This window comes from Rhizobium sullae (assembly GCF_900169785.1).
Classification (GTDB): Bacteria; Pseudomonadota; Alphaproteobacteria; order Rhizobiales; family Rhizobiaceae; genus Rhizobium; species Rhizobium sullae.
Map to the genome: position 1 here is coordinate 69,516 of NZ_FWER01000005.1, position 19,460 is coordinate 88,975.

Consider the following 19,460-nt stretch of genomic DNA (forward strand, 5'->3'; position numbering starts at 1 on the left):
CAAGACCGCGCTCGTTTCCAATCTTGTCATGGCCTCTTTCGGATTGGCCGTTCCGGCGGCTTGGGCTCGCGATCTGACCGTGGCGTCCTGGGGTGGAAGCTATCAGGACGCACAACGTGAAATCTACTTTAAGCCGTTTTCCGAAAAAATCGGCAAGCCACTGCTCGAGGAAGCCTGGGATGGGGGCATTGGTGTGCTCCAGGCTAAGGTTAAGGCCGGCGCACCCAATTGGGACGTCGTTCAGGTTGAGGCCGAAGAACTTGCTCTTGGCTGCGCCGACGGACTTTTCGAGAAGATTGACTGGGACAAGCTTGGCGGCAAGGACAAGTTTCTGCCGGATGCCGTCAGCGACTGCGGTGTTGGCGCAATCGTCTGGTCAACGGCGATCGCCTACGACGGTGCAAGGCTAAAGGATGGTCCGAAATCCTGGGTCGATTTCTGGGACATGAAGAAATTCCCTGGTAAGCGGTCGCTGCGAAAAGGGGCAAAATATACGCTCGAATTTGCGCTGCTCGCCGACGGCGTGAAGAAGGACGAAGTCTACGACGTTCTTGCCACTCCGGAAGGTGTCGATCGAGCGTTCAAGAAGCTCGACGAATTGCGCCCGAACATCGTCTGGTGGGAATCAGGCGCACAACCCCTGCAATTGCTTGCTTCGGGTGAAGTCGTCATGGCGTCAGCTTATAACGGCCGCATCACTGGTATCAACCGCACGGAGAACAAGAACTTCAAGGTCGTCTGGCCGGGAAGCATCTATGCAATCGACAGCTGGGTCGTCTTGAAAGATGCAGAAAACAAGGTACTCGGCCAAGATTTCATCGCGTTTGCAAGCGAGGCCGCAAATCAGGTCATGTTGCCCGGTTACATCGCCTATGGACTGTCGAACGTCGAAGCCGCCAGCAATGTTTCAGCGGAATATGCCTCGGACGTGCCGACAGATGTCAACAATATGACGGACTCACTGCCACTGAACACCGATTTCTGGATCGACAATGCCGAAGCTCTGACGCAGCGCTTCAACGCTTGGCTAGCACAGTAAAAAGTTCCTCCCGGACGGCGCGCGCAGCAGGACTATCTTGAGTGCGCGCCGCCGCATTTCTTCGACGTCGGCCGGCCATTCTTTCATCTCGATATGAGCCGGTCAAAACTACACGGAGAGCGCCTGTGAGTGACCTGCGCATACGTTTTGATCAAATCAGCAAATCCTATGGTCCGCTTTGTGTCATCGACAATCTCGACCTCGATATTGCCAGAGGCGAATTCGTCAGCCTTCTCGGCCCTTCCGGCTCGGGTAAGACAACGCTTCTGATGATGCTGGCGGGTTTCGAGACACCGACCCAAGGCACCATCTTGGTTGATGGCGAGCCCGTCAATAGTGTGCCCACCCATCGCCGCGACATGGGTGTAGTATTTCAGAATTATGCGCTCTTTCCCCACATGAGTGTTGCCGAAAACGTTGCCTTTCCCTTGCAGATGCGCTCGGTGGGCAAAGTTGAGATCGCCGAGCGGGTCACGAGAGCGCTAGACATGGTTCAACTCTCCGCCATGCGTGACCGCTGGCCTGCACAACTTTCCGGCGGGCAGCAGCAGCGGGTGGCCCTAGCTCGGGCATTGGTGTTCGAGCCCCGTGTCGTGCTGATGGACGAGCCGCTCGGTGCGCTTGACAAGAATTTACGTGAACAGATGCAACTCGACATCCGCGCCCTGCATAATCGCCTCGAACTGACCATTGTCTTTGTAACGCACGATCAGTCAGAAGCGCTGACCATGTCTGATCGGATCGCCGTATTCAACAAGGGCAAGATTGAGCAGATCGGCACGCCCCGCGAGATCTACGACCACCCGAGAACGCGGTTTGTCGCGGAGTTCATTGGCGAAACGAACTTGCTCCAGGGTACCATCGAGAGCGTTGACGGATCGCAAGGGCTAATTCGCCTTCAGAACGGTGGCCAGATGAGCGCAACGCTTGGGGATGTGATGCGCGCGGGTCAACAGGTGCTCGTCTCGATCCGGCCAGAACGGATCGAATTAAAAGAGACAAAGACGGGAATGAACAGCTTTGCGGCTAACGTCACCGATAGCGTCTATCAAGGCGATCATCTGAGGGTGCATTTGGACGGGAATGGCAACAGTGTTGTCGCACGCCTTGGCCGCAAATCCCACGAATGGCCCGTCGGTGCCAGTGTCGTTGCCGAGTTCCAGTCTTCGGATTGCTGGACCATCGCATCATGACCGGCAGGGCAATAAAGAATCTGCGGGCAACGCTTCTCCTTGCTCCGCTCCTCCTGTTCAGCGCGGTGTTTTTCATCTGGCCACTAATGACGATGATGTCCCAGGCGGTCTCCGACACGGCGGTGTTACGCATTTTGCCAGAGACGGCGAAAGCTGCAAACTCTTGGGATGGACGGTCGGCGCCGACACCCGAATTGAAGGCGGCCTTGGTCAAGGACCTGAAGCAGGCTACCGATACGCAGGCCATAGGCGACATGGTGCGACGGCTAAACAGCGCTCAGTCTGGCTTTCGCACTTTGATGTCCAAAACCCTGTCGGCCATTAACAGCAACGACCCTCTGCCAAGTCTTGAGCAGATCGATCCACGCTGGCAAAATCCAGAGTTCTGGCGGGCGATCACGGGCGCACTATCACCGACGACAGACCGTCATCTCCTGGCAGCGGTCGATCTCACCCGGGACTCGTCGGGGAGCATCGTCGAAATGCCGCCAGAGGCTTCCGCCAATCGGACAATCATGTTGCGCACCTTCTGGATCGCAGCCTTAGTAACGCTCGCCTGCACCGTGATCGGCTTTCCATATGCGATGCTGATTGCTGCGTGCGACGGATGGAAGCGCCAGATCCTTCTCGCGGCGGTACTCTTACCGCTGTGGACGTCTCTTATGGTGCGGACGGCAGCTTGGTTTATCATCCTCCAAGAAAAAGGCTTGATCAACGAGGTCCTGGAAGCGCTGGGTCTCATTAACAGCCCGCTGCCCCTGATCTTCAACCGCACGGGCGTCATCATCGCAATGACGCATGTTCTACTTCCTTTCATGGTTCTGCCGATTTACAGCGTGCTGATAGCTATCCCGAGAAACCTGATGCCCGCCGCCGCATCGCTGGGAGCGCATCCTATCAAGGCATTCCTACATGTGCTTTTGCCGCTGAGTCTGCGGGGCGTTGCTTCCGGTGCGTTGCTCGTCTTCATGTCGGCCATCGGCTACTATATCACGCCGGCTCTCATCGGGGGGCCGGGCGACCAGATGATCAGTTCCGTGATCGCCTTCTATGCAACCGGTTCGGCCAATTGGAGCATGGCGGGCGCCTTGGGCCTGGTTCTTCTGGTAGCCACCATTGCCCTGTACACCGTCTATGCGCGCCTTGCAGCCGAAGATCCAAGGAGAGCTTGAGTCGTGACCACGTCCTTCAAAATTCTCTTTAGTATCGCCGTCATTGCGTTCTTAATCGCACCACTCGTCGCGATCCTGCCCCTAGCCTTTACGTCAAGCGTTTTTTTGACCTATCCTATACCAGCATGGTCAATGCGATGGTTCGGTGAACTCGTCACTGCAGACGCCTGGAGTCGGTCGATCATCAACAGTCTCATTGTCGGTTTCGGAACCACAGCCGTTTCACTTACGCTGGGTACGGCCGCCTCTCTTGGCTTGCGCCATCGAATGCTCTTCCTCTCGGGAGCATTGAAAACACTCTTCCTGCTGCCGATGGTAGTTCCGGCCGTCGTTCTAGGCGTCGGAATGCAGGTGCTATTCGTCCGGCTCGGCATCGCCAACAGCTATATCGGCGTGATCGTCGCTCACACGGTTGTCGCCATTCCGTTCGTGGTCGTAAGTGTTAGCGCTGCTCTCACCGGAATCGACAAGCGTGTGGAACTGGCTGCCCAAAGCCTCGGCGCCTCTCCAGCCACCGCATTGCGGCGTATCACATTTCCGCTTGCCATGCCGGGCATCATTTCAGGCGCTGTTCTCGCATTCGCCACATCGCTCGATGAAGTGGTTCTGACTCTATTTGTGGCCGGGCCAAATCAAAGAACGCTGGCTCGACAGATGTTTTCGACGATACGTGAAAATATCAGTCCAGCTATAGCAGCGGCGGCCCTGATTCTTATAGCAGGCACTGTAGTGATAGGTTTGATTGGCATTGTTATCGCCAAAGGCCGAAAAATGTGTGAGGCGTGAGGCTTTCCACTCTAGCAAGCGCCTGAGGTCGCTGCTCCGGTGCAGCCGGACTTGCCGGCAACATCCTGATTGGCACCGTCATTGGAATGCATCGTCGACGCCGCTACTGGCGCGGTGGCGGCCTCCACGATGCATTTCTTCACGCCCACCGGCAATCATGAATTGTTGTACCGGCATACTCCTAGGCCTACCTTATTCGCACCCTGATCGGCGCGGACAGCTGAGTTCGGCTGGCCTGAGCGAGCAGGTCTCTTAATCTGTTAATCTGTCTCTACCAGCATCCGTCATTTCAGCCCGGCGCGGACTCCATGCTGCCACGCCTACTGCTGAGATACCAAAAGCGATCCTCTCAAATCCTTATTGTCAAATTGCTGAAGCCAAGCGACTCTCCGTGTAAAGCGCGCGAAGCCTTCTTGAGACGGGGCCAGGCTTGCCGTCACCGATGGTGACTTCATCAATCTTGATCACCGAGGTGGAGAAGTTGGTTGCAGACGTGATGAAGGCTTCCGCCGCCACCTGAGCTTCTTCCACAGAAAATGCCCTTTCTTCAACGGCCATTCCAGCGCCGCGAGCGAGATCCATGATGCTCGCGCGGGTGATCCCGTGTAGCAGCGCATTCGACAGGCCACGTGTCACGAGCGTTCCGTCGGCTTTCACGATGTGGGCTGTTGCAGCACTGCCCTCGGTGACAAGCCCATCCTCAACGAGCCACGCGTCGTCGGCACCGCGCCGCATCGCCTCCATCTTCGCCATGGATGGATAGAGCAGTTGCACGGTTTTGATGTCGCGTCGCTCCCAGCGCCAGTCCGGAACGGTGGCGATCGAGATGCCAGTCTCGCTCCGCGGATTGTTCAGTATCGGCTTTGCCTGGGTGAAGAGTACCAGCGTCGGCTCCGCCTTGGTGGGATAGGCAAAATCGCGATCCGCGGCACCACGGCTGATCTGTAGGTAGATCAGCCCCTCATCCAGCCCGTTGCGATGGACGATCTCCCGATGGGCGTCCAGCAGCGACGGTTCGGAGAGCGGGCAGGGAATGCCGAGCTCTGAAAGGGACCGCTGAAGACGGGCGCTATGGCCATGGTAGTCAATCAGCTTGCCGCCGATGACGGCTGTGACTTCGTAGATGGCGTCAGCAAACAGAAAGCCACGATCGAAAACGGACACTTTCGCATCGGCTTCGGGAAGCCAGGTGCCATTCAAATAAACAATGCGGCTCATTACGTCCTCGTTCAGATCGCGGGTTTTGCAAAGGGAGCGATATTGACGCCATGGGCGGCGAGTGATGTGCGCAAGGCGCGGACCATCGCTACAGCATGGGGATTATCGCCGTGAACACAGATCGTCGCCGCTTCTACGGGCAACCTTCTCCCGCCCACGGTGGGAATAACGCCATCCCGGACCATCGACACAACCTGGTCGACGCTCTGCTGCGGATCGTGAATGACCGATCCTTCCATCTGCCTGGAGGTCAGCATGCCGGCATCGTCATAGGTCCGGTCGGCATAGATTTCGCAGGCGACGCGAAGACCGGCGACTTCTGCTGCCTTCATCGTTTCCGAATAGGGAAGGGTAATGAACACGAGCGTTGGATCGACTGCCTTGATGGCGCGAACGCAGACGGCGGCGAGTTCGGCGTCAATCGCCGCCATGTTGCCGAGGGAGCCATGGGTTTTGACATGGGTTATCGGCCAGGACAGGGCTGTCGCCATGCCCTGCATGGCCGCGATCTGATAGATGATCTGCGCTTCCAGATCTTCAGGACGTTCGCCGGCAATGCGGCGGCGGCCGAAGCCGTAAAGATCCATAAAGGACGGGTGGGCACCGATCGCCACGCCTCTGGCCTTGGCGGCCAGGATCGTGTCGCGCATAACCACGGGGTCTCCCGCGTGAAATCCGCAGGCAATGTTGGCGGTGGAAATAAGCTCTAGCATCGATTCGTCATCGCCCATCTTGTAGGCGCCGAAGCTTTCTCCCATGTCACAATTGAGGTCGATGGTTGCCATGCGATAGAACTCCTTGCAGGGTGGACCTGCGTTGCAGCAATTATGGTTTCCCTGCGCAATTTAAGTTTGGCGCGTTGCATTTAAAGCAGTTTTTGTTGACATACAGTTGGTATACTGAAATAGCAATAGCGCGCGATAAGCGAGAATCGCACCTGTCAGCAACGGACGAAGGGGAACTGCATACGATGTTCAAGATGTTTCCGCGCATTCTTGCGTGCGGCGACAGCGCCTTGTCTGTTGAGTTGTGCGACACCATTGACGAGGCAGTGAGCGAGCGAGTCATAGCGCTCGCACAAAATCTAGCGGATGCGCCGGTGAATGGTGTCGAGGAGCTCGTGCCGACCTACCGCTCGTTGATGGTGTTTTATGATCCTGAAACGGTTCGTGGGCACAGTCTCGCGATGACGTTGCGTCAGCGGTTGGATGCCCTTGTCGTCGGCGATAGCCACATGCGGCGTTTCCACGTGCCTGTCGTCTATGGCGGGACAATGGGTATGGACCTGCAGGAACTCGCCGACATGAAGGATTTGACGGTTTCCCAGCTGATCGAACTTCATTCGTCGGCTGAATATCGGGTCTTCATGATCGGTTTTGCGCCCGGCTTTGCCTATCTCGGTGGGCTGCCGGAAATCCTGCATACGCCACGTCTTGCAACGCCCCGGCAAAGGATAGAGGCAGGCGCGATCGGCATCGGAGGCAAGCAGGCGAGCATCAATTCCGTTCCGGGGCCGAGCGGCTGGCGGTTTCTCGGCCGGACGCCACTGCGGCTTTTCGATTCGGCAAGAGCCGAGCCATTTCTGCTCAAAGCCGGCGATCGCGTCACATTTCGGCCTGTCAGCGAGGACGAGGCCGAGACGCTTGATCGAGCGATCGCTGCGGGACGGATGACGGGCGAGGCGGTGCCGCAATGAGCTTCATCGACATCAGGCAGATAGGGCCGATGACAACGGTCCAGGACCTCGGTCGAAAGGGCTTGCAACATGCAGGCGTATCCGGTTCGGGCCCGATGGATGCCCCGTCCTTCCGTATCGCCAATGCCTTGGTCGGCAATGATCCGATGTGCGCCGGGCTGGAGTTTGCCGGCGTCGGCGGCAGTTTTACTGTCTCACGTCCTGTGCGTTTCGCGGTGACCGGCGGTGACGTCGATATCAGGCTCGATGGCATGAGGGCACATCCCTGGGAAAGCTACGATCTTCTGCCGGGTGTGACGCTGACGATCGGCGCCTTGCGGGAGTGCCTCTGGGGCTATCTGGCGATATCCGGAGGCATCGACGTGGCGCCGGTCCTCGGCTCGCGCTCCACCCATCTTCGCAGCGGGCTTGGCGGCCACCACGGGCGCCGGTTACAGGCTGGCGACCGGTTGCCGATCGGTGACGCCGTTGGTTCAATCAATCTTGCCTTGGGGCAACCCTGGCGCCGCAGCGGGCGTCCCATACGGGTGGTTTGCGGACCGCAGGACGATTATTTTGCCGAAGACGTCAGGCAGACATTTCTGGAGACGCCCTTCATCGTGTCCCCCACCCGGGATCGCATGGCGCAGGTGCTGGACGGGCCGCCGATCCGGGCAGCCGGAGGGCACGATATCGTCTCCGACGGGACATGCCCGGGCTCCATCCAGGTGCCGTCTTCCAACAAGTTGCTTGTGCTGATGGCGGAACGGCAGACGGCGGGCGGTTATCCGAAGATCGCCACGGTAGCCTCTGTCGATCTGCCGAGGCTGGCCCAGGTGGCAACCGGCCGCACAATCCGCTTTGCTCGCATTTCGCAGGGGCAGGCCGAGGAATTGTTGATCGCCGAACGGCGGGCCCTGCGCAGCGTCCTCGCAAATCTGGTAGCCAAGCCGGCCAGCAACGATCGACCGGGAGAGATATTGCAATGAACCAGCCGCTTGCTCAACAGGCCTATGGGAAGATCATCGAGATGATCCTGTCCGGCACCTTGATGCCTGGCGATGCGCTGCAGGAAGCAAAGCTGGGCGACACATTGGACATGTCGCGCACCCCGGTGCGTGAGGCAATCAAGCGGATCGAAGCGGAGGGCTTGGCTGTTCAGGATGGCCGCTTTCTGAAGGTGCGAACGCTGACCGCCGCCGAAGTCGAGGAAATCTTCTTCCTGCGTCGGGTATTGGAATCCCACTGCGCCAGACAGGCAACCTCGGTTGCCGTTTCCGTACTCGACGAACTGGATGCGCGGGTTCGCCATCTGCTGCAACATGGTCCGGGCGAGGAAGACGAACAGCGCCGGGTCGACGATGACCTGCATCGGACGTTTGCGCTGTCCACCCGCAACGAGATGATGGTCAGCACCATAGCCGACCTGCGCCGTCGCACCTGCATGTTCGACCACAGCAATTTGCCGCACCGTTTTTTGAAGAGCTGCGAAGAGCACCTGGAAATGCTCGATGCCCTGCGGGCTGGCGATGGTGACCGGGCAGGCCTCCTGATGGCGGAGCACATCAACCACGCCCGCGACGCCATTCTCGAAAGGCTCGCACTATCCCTTGAAAGGACCGGGGAATGAAATGCCTGATCGTTCAGCCGATTCATGCCGAAGGGCTGGAGCTGCTGCGCCAGGCCGGCGTCGAGCCGGTGCTGTGCCCGAAATCTGACATGCAGACGGTCGCGCGGATGATTCCGGGTTGCGATGCAGTCATCACGCGGGATGCCGGTTTGTCCGCTGCAGCCATTCAGGCCAGCAACGGCCTGCGCGTCGTCGTTGTCCATGGTGCCGGTCATGATGCGGTCGACAAGGATGCGGCAACGCGCAAGGGTGTTCTCGTCTGCAACACACCGGGTGCCAATGCCCGATCGGTCTCCGAACTGGCGCTGGCTCTGGCGCTAGCGGCCGCCCGGCGCGTTCCCGCCGCCGATCGCAGCGAACGAACCGGCGCGCATGGCTTTCGCGAGCGTGAGACGTTCTTCGAGCTTTCGGGCAAGACAGCACTGATTGTCGGCTTCGGCGCAACGGGCGCAGGGCTCGGCCATATGCTCAAGGCAGCACTCGACATGCGTGTTCTGGTGTACTCGCCGCGTGTTACCGACCTTCAGGGCTTCGAAAGAGTGACCAGCCTCGAAACCGGCCTCTCCCAAGCGGACCTCGTGTCGCTGCATACACCGCTTCGTCCGGAGACGCGCCATTTGATCGGCGAAACGGCGCTGTCGGTCATCAAGCCGGGAGCAATCCTCGTCAATACTGCGCGTGCCGGCCTTGTCAACGAAGAAGCACTGGTCGCGGCCATCGACGCCGGCCGTGTTTTTGCGGCGGGTCTCGATGTCTATACCCATGAAGCACCGCTTGGTCCGCTGGCGGCGGGCGGGCGGGTGATCTTCACTCCGCATCTTGGCGGCGCGACCGAGGAGGCACTACGCCGTGTTGCCGTGGGTTCGGCCCGCAACGTCTTGACCGCTCTCTCTGGCGGACGCCCGGCGACTGCCCTTAACGTTCCCGTAGGAATGCCGGCATGACGGATACGCTGATCCGGGAGACAGTTGACCGGCTGCTGGATAAGATCAACTCCATTTCCGCGCCCGGGCCGGGATATACCCGGCCGTCCTACAGCACCTTGGAAACTGATTCCCATCGCGTGATAGCCGAAGAAGCAGAGGCCCTTGGCCTTGAAGTAACACGTGACGCGGCTATGAATCTCTATGCGCGGCTGCCGGGCCGGGATCGAAAGGCGCCTGCGCTCTACGTCGGCTCGCATCTGGATACAGTTCCGATGGGCGGCGCCTATGACGGCACGGCCGGTGTTGTTGGGGCCATGGCGCTCGCCACGGCGTTCGTAAAGAGTGGCAAAACGCCGCCGACCGATCTCGTCGTTACAGTAATCCGAGCCGAGGAAAGCGTCTGGTTTCCCGTCTCCTACATCGGTTCGCGATCGGCGCTTGGTCGCCTGACGGCGTCGGAGATGCAGGCCAAGCGCACAGACACCGGCCGCACGCTCGCCGATCACATGCGCGAACAAGGCGGCGATCCGGACGCGGTTATCAGTAACTCGGGGCTCCTGCCCGCTCGCTTCCTCGAACTGCACATCGAACAGGGGCCGGTCCTTGACGACGCAGGCGAAGCCTTCGGGATAGTTGAGGGCGTGCGTGGCGGCCTGCGCTACCGGGACGCCCGCATCGAGGGTGTCTGGGCGCATTCCGGCGGTGCACCACGCGCTTCGAGATCGGATGCCGTATTTGCGCTTGCAGATCTCATTGTGGCGATGGACAAGGCTTGGGGCACTGTCCTGGAAGAGGGGCATGACCTTGCGGTGACCTTTGGCCGCGTCGATGCGGCAACGGCCGAACATGCCTTTGCCAAGGTCCCGGGCCGGGTTGATTTCTGCATCGACATCCGCAGCGACGATCCTGCAATCATGGAACGGGTCGGCCGGATTTTGCATGACGAGATTGCCAGGATAGAAAAGGCGCGAGGGGTGCGCGTCGTCACCGGTGCGCAATCGCGAAGCCAGCCGACCCGGTTGTCTCCAGACCTCGGTCAGACCATCACCGCCGCCGCTGTCGCACTCGGTCTCAAGCCTCGGACGATGTTATCCGGTGGCGGCCATGACGCCGCCGCCTTCGCCCAGGCTGGCTGGGACTCGGTCATGGTGTTTCTGCGCAATTGGAATGGCAGCCATAATCCGGATGAGGCCATGAACCCCGCGGACCTGATACAGGCCGTCAAGGTTCTGCATCATGCCTGGTCGAAATCGTGAGAGTGGAAACATGAGCGAAACCCTGGCCCAGCAAGCCTACAAGGACATCAAGCAGCGCATTCTCGAAGGGGCCATCAAAGCCGGGGATCTGCTGACCGAACGGACTTTGGCGATCGAATCCGGCATTTCCCGCACGCCGCTTCGTGCGGCGATTTCGAGGCTTCAAAAAGAGGGTGTCATCTCACGGCTGACCAACGGCACATTGATGGTCCTGCCCGTCACCGTCGAGCAATTGCTGGAAATCGTCCAGATCCGCCGTCTTGTCGAAGGTGCAGCTGCCGCTCGCGCCGCCAAGCGTCCGATGACGCCGGCGCTCGAGCAATCGCGCAAGATCATGCAGGCCTATGTTGAGGGAAAGGACGTGGCCTTCGATCATTTCTGGACGGATGACGACGCGTTCCACGAAGCCGTCGCCGAGGCGGCCGATCTGCATCTTCTCCCCGCCATGCTCAGGGAAATGCGCAGCATCGCCCGGCGCTGTACGATCACCCGCACTCACGACCGCTTTGCCGAGCAGGCCGCCGAGCATATCGCAGTGATCGACGCCATCGAGGCGCGTGATCCAGCGGCAGCGGCAGGGGCCATGGAGGCCCATTTTGATAGCGTGCGTAGTCGGTTTCTGCGATGGCTTGCCCGGCCTTAGCGCCAGCATTCGCCGATGCGATACGATTTTCGAAGGGAAGGCTGCCGACTGCATCACTCACCATATTGGATTTCCAAAATCCGCCTGCCTGTCTCGATAGAGAGACGCCATTTCCTGAGCCGAGTAAGATTACATGCCTGAGCTTGCCGAATTCCGAGGTTGCGAAGCCTCTTTCCCGAAAAACGAGTTCAGGGCCCGACAGGCCCGCGCCCGGGCCGCAATCAACGCCGCCGGATACGACGCGCTGATTGTCACGACCCCGGAAAACATCTACTGGCTGACGGGCCGCCAGACGGCGGGCTATTTCGCCTTTCAGGCTCTGATCATGCCCGAGGAGGGCGAGCCGACGCTTTTGGTTCGCCAACTGGAATTGGTCGGATCTATCGCCAACACCTGGCTGGACGATATTGCCGTCTATCAGGATGGAGAAGAGCCGGCCTCCCTGCTGGTCCAGCTTCTGCGGGAACGGGGCATAAGGCGATCGGCCATCGAGCTTGCCGGCTGGTTCTTGTCGCCGATGCTGGCACAAAAGATTGCCGCCGAAATCGGCGTCGAGACCATGCCGGATGGCTCCGGCATTCTGGTGCCGCTCAGAACGGTTAAGTCACCCGCAGAATTGGCAGCCATCCGGTTGGCCGCGACTTACGCGCAAGCCGGTCTTGCCGCGGGAATTTCGGCCAGTGGCGCCGGCACGGACGAAAATGCCATCGCCGCTGCCATGCTCGATGCTGCCACGCGGGCGGGATCCGAGGTGATGGCAATGGAGCCGCTGATCTCTTCCGGCCCGCGCAGCGGCTTGCCGCACATGACGTGGCGACGACGACGACTTGAAGAGGGCGATCCCGTGTTTCTCGAATTGGCAGGCAGTCATGCCCGCTATCATGCTGCGCTGATGCGAACCGTCTGGATCGGTCAGCCACCCGTTGAGGCGCGACGAATGATGGATTGCTCGCTGACCGCGCTCGATGCAGCACTGTCCGAGATAAAGCCGGGGGCGTCCTGCGCAGCGCCACACGAGGCAGCACAGCGGGTTATCGACGCGGCAGGCTACACGGCCGCCTTCCGCAAGCGGATCGGCTATTCGATGGGGGTCGCCTTTGCGCCGGACTGGGGGGAGGGCGGCATCCTTAGTTTGTTTTCCGGCGTCGACCGGATCATCGAGCCCGGCATGGTCTTCCATCTGCCGGCGACCCTGCGCAGCTACGGTGTGTGGACCGTTGGCGCCTCCGAAACCGTCATCGTGACAGAGAACGGCGCCGAGCCTCTGTCTAATTTGCAGCGTGATCTCACCATCCGCTAAAACCGGTTCTACAACTTCAGCATTCCAACATCGCAAGGAGCCATCATGCGTTCGCTTTTCCATCTCGCCTATCACGTGACCGATCTCGACCAATGCCGCCAGTTTTACGGCGGCGTCCTGGGGTGTGAAGAAGGCCGGTCAACCGACACATGGGTCGATTTCGATTTCTTTGGCCACCAGATCTCGCTGCATCTCGGCAAGCCGTTTGAGGTTACCCGCACAGGCAAGGTTGGCGACCACATGGTGATGATGCCGCATCTCGGCGTCGTCTTGCCGCTGGACGACTGGTTCGCCCTGTCGAAGCGCCTGCAGGACGCCGGCATTGCCTTCGACATCCCGCCGGTCGTGCGCTTTGAGGGCGAACCGGGCGAGCAGCGCACGATGTTCTTCTTCGACCCGAGCGGCAATCCGATCGAGGTCAAGGGCTTCAAGGATGTCGACGGCGTTTTCGCGCACTAGAAAGAAACCCGGCGCCAAAGGTCGCCGGTTTTCTCATCACCGTGGATTTTGCGAAGAGATAAGCCTCCCGCTTACCACCAATGGGTGGGCGAGGGCGTCAGTAACTCGTTGCTATCCTTGCCGATGATGATGATGTCCTCGTAAAAGGCCGCGCCGACGCCATCGTGCGACAGGAAGGCCTCGACACCGAACACCATGTTTTCGTCGACGACATCTTCCGGCAGAGACATCACGGTGGAAATGCGCGGCTGCTCGAACCCCAGGCCGATTCCGTGTCCGTAAAAAGGGAAGTTCTTCATGATCGGCGAGATCGATCCGCCGAAGGCCGCCGTCAGCCGGTCACCTTCTGCAGCGACATCAAGAAGCCTGACCCCAGGGCGCATCATTTCCGAGAGGCGGTGTACGAGGTCCGCGACCGCATCGATCAACCTTCGTTGATCTGCATTTGGCCTGCCGCGAACGCCCGTCCGGCCCGGATCAAGATAGTAACCCTGGTGCAAGGCGCCATGGAGGGTGCCGGTGACGATATCGCCGGGTTTGGGCGTATCGGCGCTATAGCCCGTCAGCGGAAACCGCTGGTCGAAGCCGAGCGTTTCGCCATGGTTCGTTCCGATCATCTGCACACGACCACCGCGCCGCACCACTTCGCGGGCAGCCTCGCCCGCGGCTTCCTGCTCTGAAAGGCCGCTGATCAAACCCTCCATCAAACGGTTCAGACCGGCCGTGGCAGTCTCGCCGCCAATGCGGTAACAGTCCTGCTCACGAGGACTTTTGATCCGCCGTGCCGAACGGACGAGATCATCGGCAGGGATCCATTGAATGTTCGGCGCGTCCTCAAGAAGCTGCTGATAGAATTTCATCGGGATAAACTGTGTGCCCACCAGTGCCACGCGCGCGGTAATGCCCCTCTCTGTGAGTGCTTTCGCCACGCTACGGAAGGGATGGTTCGAACAATGTGCGTCCGAGATGGACACGAGATCGGTGCGCACCTCGGGTTCGTCGATATGGAGTTGTGGCTCTGTCCCCTGCTGAAGGATAACGCCGGAGAACGAGCGCGCCGACCATATCAGCGAGTCCATGCCGCCGCTGATGGCATAATGATTGGAGAGATAAAGAATATCGCCGCAATTATCCGTGGTGCCACCACCGCGGCCGAAGACGACGGCGGTTTCGAAGCCGCGCAACTGCATTTCCTTAAGAACACGATCCCAACGGTTTTCATATTCTTCCTGTGGGAAATAGGGAGTCATCAGGTCTCCTGAGAACGTCAATCAGAACGGGAGCGACACCTCTTTCGAAGTAAACGTGCGTTGTCGCAGCGGCAATGGATTGAAGCGCGCGATCACGCCGCGGCAGTTAAATGATTTCGGTACACCGACTGTGTTCTGACGTCAATTGCTCGATCAACCCAATCTGCTCATAAATTATGTCTGATGAAAATTGCATCATTCGGAGTCCTTCAATTGTGCATTATGCCTATAAGATCATCATAAATATCTGAATTTTATAGTTGAATTCCAGTGGTATACTGAATAAGCTTTTCTGTACGCGGCCGAATGACGTTGTAGATCGCTTCCGCAGGCCGTTGCGCATCGTGACCTGAGCATCGTTGGGTAAGTGAATAATGACCGTGATTTCTGAAATGGTGCCGGCGAGCCATGGGCGCGCATATCGCATGCAGGCTGGGCAGGTTGCCGTGATTGCCAATCTGCACGGCAACCAGGTTGTGGACGCCTGGGCCTTGTCCGAGACCGATCCATTGGAGTTCAGCTCCATGGATCACACCCGCTCGGTCAACAGCAGCATCTACCTGGAGAAGGGTATGAAGGTCGTCAGCAATCGGCGGCGGCCCATGATGACATTGCTCGACGATAGCGCGCTGCTCTGTCACGACACACTGCTCTGCCCCTGCAATGCGGAAATCTACGAACAACTCGGCTGCGATGGCTATCATCGCAGTTGCTCCGACAACTTTCATGAAGCGCTTGCCGCCAAGGAGAGACAGCTTCCTTTCACTCCTGCCTCGCTCAATCTTTTTATGAACGTCCCGGTGCACGCCGACGGCAGCCTTGAGCGGCATGCGCCCGCGTCGAAGGCAGGAGACTATGTCGCGCTACGGGCTGAAATGGATCTGCTTCTAGTACTCTCGGCCTGCCCTCAGGATATCACGGTCATAAACGGCGACGATCGCACGCCCCGGAACATAGCAATCCGGATTGCCGGTGAATATCCGGAGGCTTTACAATGACCGGACCGCTTCTTGCGCTCAAGGACATCAAAAAGAGCTTCGGCGAAAATGAGGTCCTCAAGGGTGTCTCACTTGACGTACAGGCCGGTGAAGTCGTGTCGATCATCGGTGCCAGCGGCTCCGGAAAGAGCACGTTCCTGCGCTCCATCAACGGTCTCGAAATGCCGCAGGAGGGTTTCCTGAAATTCGAAGAGCTATCCTTCGATTTTCGCACGGAGTCCCGCTTTCTTCCCACGCCTGCGCAAATGCAATCGCTCAGGCAGCGGGTCGGCATGGTTTTCCAGAGCTACAATCTGTGGCCGCACATGACGGTGCTGGAAAACGTCATCCATGCGCCCATGGCACTGTTGAAGCTTCAAAAAGCGCGGGCAATCGAAGAGGCGGAGGCGCTTTTGTCGCGCATCGGCCTCTATGACAAGCGGCACAGCTATCCGTCTCGGCTTTCCGGCGGTCAGCAACAGCGCGTTGCGATCGTCAGGGCGCTCGCCATGAAGCCGCGGCTTATGTTGTTCGACGAAGTCACCTCGGCGCTTGATCCGGAACTGGTGCACGAAGTGCTGGTGCTGATGGCTTCGCTTGCCTCGGAAGGAATGACCATGCTGCTGGTCACGCACGAGATTGCCTTCGCACGCGACGTTTCCTCGCGCGTGCTGTTCTTTGACAAGGGCGTGATTGCCGAATGGGGAGCGCCCGATATCCTGCGAAATCCTCAAAGCGACCGGCTGCGGCAATTCCTTCATCGCATTCTGCATGATGGCCTGGCTTACGGCAGTGCAGCAGCGGAAGGAGCTTGATCATGCTATCTAATTCTCTGGCGGATGTCAGGCTCTACGGTTTCGGGTTCCTGATGGCGTCCTGGACGGTTTTCTGGCTCACGGTCCTGACCATCATCGTCAGCTGGATTTCCGGTCTGCTGGCCGCGCTCGGGCAAACCTCGAGATGGCGCGCTGTTCGCTCCGTCACCGCGTTTTACATCTGGTTCATTCGCGGCACGCCGACGATCATCCAGATCTTCATCGTCTATTTCGGTTTTCCTCAGATAGGGATCAGGCTTTCGCCTTTTACGGCCGGGGTTCTCGCACTCGGCATCAACAGCGGCGCCTATGTTGCGGAAATCATCCGCAGCGGGCTCTCGGCTATCCCTCGGGGCCAGACGGAATCCGCCCTCGCGATCGGCTTCAGCCAGGCCGCGACAATGCGCAGCATTATCCTGCCGCAGGTGTTTCGCATCGTTCTTCCGTCGCTAACCAACGAGGCGATCTCGACGCTGAAGAATACCTCGCTCCTGTCGACGATCACCGTCATCGAGTTGACGCTCTATGCCCAGACACTGATTGCGATGACTTTTCGCCCGTTCGACTTCTACATTGCAGTTGCGGTGATTTATCTGCTGTTGACGACTATTCTCACGCAGCTCGCCGCTTGGCTCGAGCGCCGCTATGCAGTGCATAACTGAACCATTGACCTATTCCTCGAGCATCGTGCCCGAAGAACCTAACCCCTCTCTGCCAGCCGGCGAGGGGCCTCGAAGAATTAAAAAGGGAACAGAAATGAAACATCAGATAATCGCCCTTGCCTTGACCGCAGCCGCCGCCTTTTCCAGCCACGTTGCCGCCTCGGCCGCCGAACTCGAGTTGCTCCAGCCCGGCAAGTTACTCGTAGCCACCGAAGGTACTTTTCCACCCTTCAGCATGCGCGCTGCTGACGGCACCCTGGATGGACTTGAGATCCGCGTGATGAAGGAAATCTGCCAACGCCTCGACCTCGAATACACGCCTGTCATCATCAAGTGGGAATCCTTGTTGATCGGACTTCAGGCCGATCAATACGACATCACCAGCGATGCGATGGACATCACGGCCGAGCGCCAGAAGCAGGTCGTCTTTGCCAACGGGTGGCTCGAATCCGGCGGCGTCGTTGTTGTTGCGAAGGGCTCCGCAATCAGGACGCCGGCTGACCTGAAGGGCAAGACCGTCGGCGCTCTGGCGTCTTCCACGTTCGCCAAGATCGCAGAAGACAAGGGTGCTACCGTCAAGGGATACAAGGCTGAGACCGACGGCATCCAGGATCTGATCAACGGCAACATCGACGCTGAAATCACCGATGCGATCGGCGCCGGCTACATGATCAAGTCAGCAAACATGCCACTTGAGGTCCTTCCGGATTTTGTCAGCCATGTCCAGAAGGGTTTCGCCGTCAAAAAGGGCAAGCCTGAACTCGTCAAGGCGGTCAACAAGGCGCTCGCCGACATGGTTGCAGATGGTACCTACGCCAAGCTCACGACGGATCTGGTGGGCTTCAATCCCGCGCCGAAAGACCCGATCAAAAGCATTCAATAATCAGAGGCGCAATTCTATCGCCGTGGGATGCCACGCCTGCCACGGTGAGCCTGCATGTTTCGCTCATCAAGCCGCTGAAAATCGGCTTGATCTCTGTCTTCCGTCGCAAGGGCGCAAGTCTAAGCCGGGATTTGGGCGAGGACTTGTATTGACCTTCGCGGGATCGATCAAAAGCTCCGGGCTTATGAGATGCGGCCGCCCCACAGCTTTCCATACAATGCAAAGACACCCAACAGGACAACTCCACCGATGATCACAAGCAGCTTATGCATGGTCGTTCCTCCTCGTCGCCCGTTCAAATGAAAGCCACGTTTGTTGGAGAGCAACTGCCGGATGACCGGCAGTGCATCCGTGTTTTTAGTGCGCATTGGTGAAGCGGCCCCGTAGCCGTTGCGAATCCCAGCCCGCGCGATGACAAGCTAACGTCGAGGAACCGAATGCCCTTCGTTGCGCGAAAGATCGGCGATGCATCGGAGCTTTCCACTTGCGGAATGGACAAGAATGGTCGTAATGGATAATAGTTCGTCACGCTGACGAACACTGCGTGACCAGCACTCTTGGACGGATGTAGGAATTTTAGCATGGGCGCCGGGCCTTCTGGATTGAATGCAGTAGCGCAGGCCCGACGAACGACTGCTGAGACGGCCGGCGATGACAAAGCGAAAGCCGCAGTCATGATGCTAATTGCAGTGACGCTATTTGCATGCCTCGACAGTACAGCCAAGCTCGGTGGCACAGTTGTCCCGGCAATCGAAGTCGTCTGGTTCCGCTTTACAATCCACTTCGTTCTGGTCGCTATCCTGCTTAATCCGTGGCGTGCGCCGACAGCATGGCGGACCACCGCGCCGAAACTTCAAGTCGCCCGTGCTGCGGTTCAGATTGCATGCACAGGACTGAATTTTCTTGCGTTGAGCTATCTCCAGATCGCCCAGACATTGTCGATCCAGTTCATGGGACCGATCTTTGTCACGCTTCTCTCCGTTCTATTTCTAGGAGAGGTTGTGGGGCGCTATCGTTGGAGCGCCATCTTCATCAGTTTCATCGGCGTTTTGATCATCACGAGGCCTGGGATTGGTGAATTCAACCCGGCCTTCGGGTTCATCATTTTGTCTGTTTTGATCGGTGCGAGCTATAGCATCATCACGCGCCGGCTGGCTGCGACGGAATCTGCGGGTAGCATGCTGCTCATCATGGCCGCCCTTCCCGCGATTATCTTGACGCCCCTTATGCCGTTCATCTGGGTCTGGCCAGCGGACTACGCCGATTGGCTGCCGCTCGTCGGAACAGGGTTCTTTGGTGCCATCAGCCACTATTTCCACATTCAGGCTCATCGGTACGCGCAGGCATCGTTTCTGGCGCCATTGCAGTACTTTCAGTTTCTCGCCGTGCTCGTTCTCGGCTTTGCGATCTTCGGCGATGTACCGACAATGTGGACTTTGCTGGGGACGCTGGTGCTCGTCGGCTCGGGGCTCTTCATCTGGTACCGAGAACGAAAAATTGCGCAGGCGGAAAACCGCGAGCGTCTTTCTCAAATCGCTCTCGGCGCCGCTTGACTCAGGGCGCTCTTCTCCATAGT

At 58.7% G+C, this 19,460-nt stretch carries 20 protein-coding genes; 17 read left to right on the plus strand and 3 right to left on the minus strand.

The annotated features are described in order from the left end of the window. The first annotated feature begins 28 nt into the window (after window positions 1-28). The 4 genes from BN1800_RS06780 to BN1800_RS06795 all read left to right on the plus strand — a co-directional run bounded on the left by BN1800_RS06780 (window position 29) and on the right by BN1800_RS06795 (window position 4,190). A complete protein-coding gene (locus tag BN1800_RS06780; protein ID WP_244564459.1) occupies window positions 29-1,039 on the plus strand; it encodes an ABC transporter substrate-binding protein in 1,011 nt (336 codons plus the stop codon). Window positions 1,040-1,164: 125 nt separating this feature from the next. Next, window positions 1,165-2,232 (plus strand): ABC transporter ATP-binding protein, encoded by a 1,068-nt coding sequence (locus BN1800_RS06785; protein WP_086995818.1) that lies wholly within the window; start codon window positions 1,165-1,167, stop codon window positions 2,230-2,232. Continuing rightward, window positions 2,229-3,404, plus strand: a complete 1,176-nt coding sequence (locus BN1800_RS06790; RefSeq protein ID WP_086995821.1) for an ABC transporter permease — start codon at window positions 2,229-2,231, stop codon at window positions 3,402-3,404. Before BN1800_RS06785 ends, BN1800_RS06790 begins: the two co-directional genes overlap by 4 nt. Before the next feature lie 3 nt (window positions 3,405-3,407). Further along, window positions 3,408-4,190, plus strand: coding sequence for an ABC transporter permease (locus BN1800_RS06795; protein WP_086995824.1), 783 nt, complete (start codon window positions 3,408-3,410; stop codon window positions 4,188-4,190). A gap of 363 nt (window positions 4,191-4,553) precedes the next feature. On the opposite strand, the gene BN1800_RS06800 is transcribed toward BN1800_RS06795, so the two are convergent. Together BN1800_RS06800 and BN1800_RS06805 are read right to left on the minus strand one after the other, a co-directional pair. Then, window positions 4,554-5,408 carry a D-amino-acid transaminase gene (locus tag BN1800_RS06800; RefSeq protein WP_086995827.1) on the minus strand — a complete coding sequence of 285 codons (855 nt, stop codon included), beginning with the start codon at window positions 5,406-5,408 and terminating at the stop codon, window positions 4,554-4,556. A gap of 11 nt (window positions 5,409-5,419) precedes the next feature. Beyond that, entirely contained in the window at window positions 5,420-6,193 is a 774-nt protein-coding gene (locus BN1800_RS06805; RefSeq protein ID WP_086995830.1) for a LamB/YcsF family protein, read from the minus strand. A 185-nt stretch (window positions 6,194-6,378) separates the two neighbouring features. Here BN1800_RS06805 and pxpB point away from each other — a divergent pair, with 185 nt between their 5' ends. From pxpB to BN1800_RS06845, 8 genes are all read left to right on the plus strand, one after another. Then, window positions 6,379-7,104: a 5-oxoprolinase subunit PxpB gene (pxpB, locus tag BN1800_RS06810; RefSeq protein WP_086995833.1), complete on the plus strand. Its 726-nt coding sequence runs from the start codon at window positions 6,379-6,381 to the stop codon at window positions 7,102-7,104. After that, a complete protein-coding gene (locus BN1800_RS06815; RefSeq protein ID WP_086995836.1) occupies window positions 7,101-8,072 on the plus strand; it encodes a 5-oxoprolinase subunit C family protein in 972 nt (323 codons plus the stop codon). Before pxpB ends, BN1800_RS06815 begins: the two co-directional genes overlap by 4 nt. Next, on the plus strand, window positions 8,069-8,713 hold the full coding sequence (locus BN1800_RS06820) for a GntR family transcriptional regulator (protein WP_086995839.1): 645 nt from the start codon (window positions 8,069-8,071) through the stop codon (window positions 8,711-8,713). Before BN1800_RS06815 ends, BN1800_RS06820 begins: the two co-directional genes overlap by 4 nt. After that, entirely contained in the window at window positions 8,710-9,657 is a 948-nt protein-coding gene (locus BN1800_RS06825) for a hydroxyacid dehydrogenase (protein WP_086995842.1), read from the plus strand. Before BN1800_RS06820 ends, BN1800_RS06825 begins: the two co-directional genes overlap by 4 nt. Next, window positions 9,654-10,895, plus strand: a complete 1,242-nt coding sequence (locus BN1800_RS06830; RefSeq protein ID WP_086995845.1) for a Zn-dependent hydrolase — start codon at window positions 9,654-9,656, stop codon at window positions 10,893-10,895. Before BN1800_RS06825 ends, BN1800_RS06830 begins: the two co-directional genes overlap by 4 nt. A 10-nt stretch (window positions 10,896-10,905) precedes the next feature. Further along, window positions 10,906-11,538, plus strand: a complete 633-nt coding sequence (locus BN1800_RS06835; protein WP_086995847.1) for a GntR family transcriptional regulator — start codon at window positions 10,906-10,908, stop codon at window positions 11,536-11,538. A gap of 133 nt (window positions 11,539-11,671) precedes the next feature. Further along, window positions 11,672-12,838, plus strand: a complete 1,167-nt coding sequence (locus tag BN1800_RS06840; RefSeq protein WP_086995850.1) for a M24 family metallopeptidase — start codon at window positions 11,672-11,674, stop codon at window positions 12,836-12,838. Window positions 12,839-12,883: 45 nt separating this feature from the next. Further along, window positions 12,884-13,297: a VOC family protein gene (locus BN1800_RS06845; protein ID WP_086995853.1), complete on the plus strand. Its 414-nt coding sequence runs from the start codon at window positions 12,884-12,886 to the stop codon at window positions 13,295-13,297. A 71-nt stretch (window positions 13,298-13,368) separates the two neighbouring features. Here the strand turns inward: BN1800_RS06845 and BN1800_RS06850 are convergent, their stop codons facing one another. Next, on the minus strand, window positions 13,369-14,547 hold the full coding sequence (locus tag BN1800_RS06850; protein ID WP_086995856.1) for a M24 family metallopeptidase: 1,179 nt from the start codon (window positions 14,545-14,547) through the stop codon (window positions 13,369-13,371). 374 nt (window positions 14,548-14,921) lie between these two features. On the opposite strand from BN1800_RS06850, the gene BN1800_RS06855 reads away from it, so the two are divergent. The 5 genes from BN1800_RS06855 to BN1800_RS06875 all read left to right on the plus strand — a co-directional run bounded on the left by BN1800_RS06855 (window position 14,922) and on the right by BN1800_RS06875 (window position 19,437). Then, window positions 14,922-15,545 carry a DUF1989 domain-containing protein gene (locus BN1800_RS06855; protein WP_027509027.1) on the plus strand — a complete coding sequence of 208 codons (624 nt, stop codon included), beginning with the start codon at window positions 14,922-14,924 and terminating at the stop codon, window positions 15,543-15,545. Beyond that, window positions 15,542-16,339, plus strand: coding sequence for an amino acid ABC transporter ATP-binding protein (locus BN1800_RS06860; protein ID WP_027509028.1), 798 nt, complete (start codon window positions 15,542-15,544; stop codon window positions 16,337-16,339). The genes BN1800_RS06855 and BN1800_RS06860 overlap by 4 nt, the downstream gene beginning before the upstream one ends. A gap of 2 nt (window positions 16,340-16,341) precedes the next feature. Then, on the plus strand, window positions 16,342-17,001 hold the full coding sequence (locus BN1800_RS06865) for an amino acid ABC transporter permease (RefSeq protein ID WP_027509029.1): 660 nt from the start codon (window positions 16,342-16,344) through the stop codon (window positions 16,999-17,001). A gap of 94 nt (window positions 17,002-17,095) precedes the next feature. Continuing rightward, window positions 17,096-17,884 (plus strand): transporter substrate-binding domain-containing protein, encoded by a 789-nt coding sequence (locus tag BN1800_RS06870; RefSeq protein ID WP_027509030.1) that lies wholly within the window; start codon window positions 17,096-17,098, stop codon window positions 17,882-17,884. Between the two features lie 674 nt (window positions 17,885-18,558). After that, window positions 18,559-19,437 carry a DMT family transporter gene (locus BN1800_RS06875; RefSeq protein ID WP_179213755.1) on the plus strand — a complete coding sequence of 293 codons (879 nt, stop codon included), beginning with the start codon at window positions 18,559-18,561 and terminating at the stop codon, window positions 19,435-19,437. The last annotated feature ends 23 nt before the right edge of the window (window positions 19,438-19,460 follow it).

Coding starts and splice junctions, on each gene's coding strand:
- BN1800_RS06790 (WP_086995821.1), top strand. CDS start 2,229: ATGACCGGCAGGGCAATAAAGAATCTGCGGGCAACGCTTCTCCTTGCT.
- BN1800_RS06830 (WP_086995845.1), top strand. CDS start 9,654: ATGACGGATACGCTGATCCGGGAGACAGTTGACCGGCTGCTGGATAAG.
- BN1800_RS06815 (WP_086995836.1), top strand. CDS start 7,101: ATGAGCTTCATCGACATCAGGCAGATAGGGCCGATGACAACGGTCCAG.
- BN1800_RS06835 (WP_086995847.1), top strand. CDS start 10,906: ATGAGCGAAACCCTGGCCCAGCAAGCCTACAAGGACATCAAGCAGCGC.
- BN1800_RS06820 (WP_086995839.1), top strand. CDS start 8,069: ATGAACCAGCCGCTTGCTCAACAGGCCTATGGGAAGATCATCGAGATG.
- BN1800_RS06800 (WP_086995827.1), bottom strand. CDS start 5,408: ATGAGCCGCATTGTTTATTTGAATGGCACCTGGCTTCCCGAAGCCGAT.
- BN1800_RS06870 (WP_027509030.1), top strand. CDS start 17,096: ATGAAACATCAGATAATCGCCCTTGCCTTGACCGCAGCCGCCGCCTTT.
- BN1800_RS06875 (WP_179213755.1), top strand. CDS start 18,559: ATGATGCTAATTGCAGTGACGCTATTTGCATGCCTCGACAGTACAGCC.
- BN1800_RS06865 (WP_027509029.1), top strand. CDS start 16,342: ATGCTATCTAATTCTCTGGCGGATGTCAGGCTCTACGGTTTCGGGTTC.
- BN1800_RS06860 (WP_027509028.1), top strand. CDS start 15,542: ATGACCGGACCGCTTCTTGCGCTCAAGGACATCAAAAAGAGCTTCGGC.
- pxpB (WP_086995833.1), top strand. CDS start 6,379: ATGTTCAAGATGTTTCCGCGCATTCTTGCGTGCGGCGACAGCGCCTTG.
- BN1800_RS06805 (WP_086995830.1), bottom strand. CDS start 6,193: ATGGCAACCATCGACCTCAATTGTGACATGGGAGAAAGCTTCGGCGCC.
- BN1800_RS06855 (WP_027509027.1), top strand. CDS start 14,922: ATGACCGTGATTTCTGAAATGGTGCCGGCGAGCCATGGGCGCGCATAT.
- BN1800_RS06850 (WP_086995856.1), bottom strand. CDS start 14,547: ATGACTCCCTATTTCCCACAGGAAGAATATGAAAACCGTTGGGATCGT.
- BN1800_RS06780 (WP_244564459.1), top strand. CDS start 29: ATGGCCTCTTTCGGATTGGCCGTTCCGGCGGCTTGGGCTCGCGATCTG.
- BN1800_RS06840 (WP_086995850.1), top strand. CDS start 11,672: ATGCCTGAGCTTGCCGAATTCCGAGGTTGCGAAGCCTCTTTCCCGAAA.
- BN1800_RS06825 (WP_086995842.1), top strand. CDS start 8,710: ATGAAATGCCTGATCGTTCAGCCGATTCATGCCGAAGGGCTGGAGCTG.
- BN1800_RS06845 (WP_086995853.1), top strand. CDS start 12,884: ATGCGTTCGCTTTTCCATCTCGCCTATCACGTGACCGATCTCGACCAA.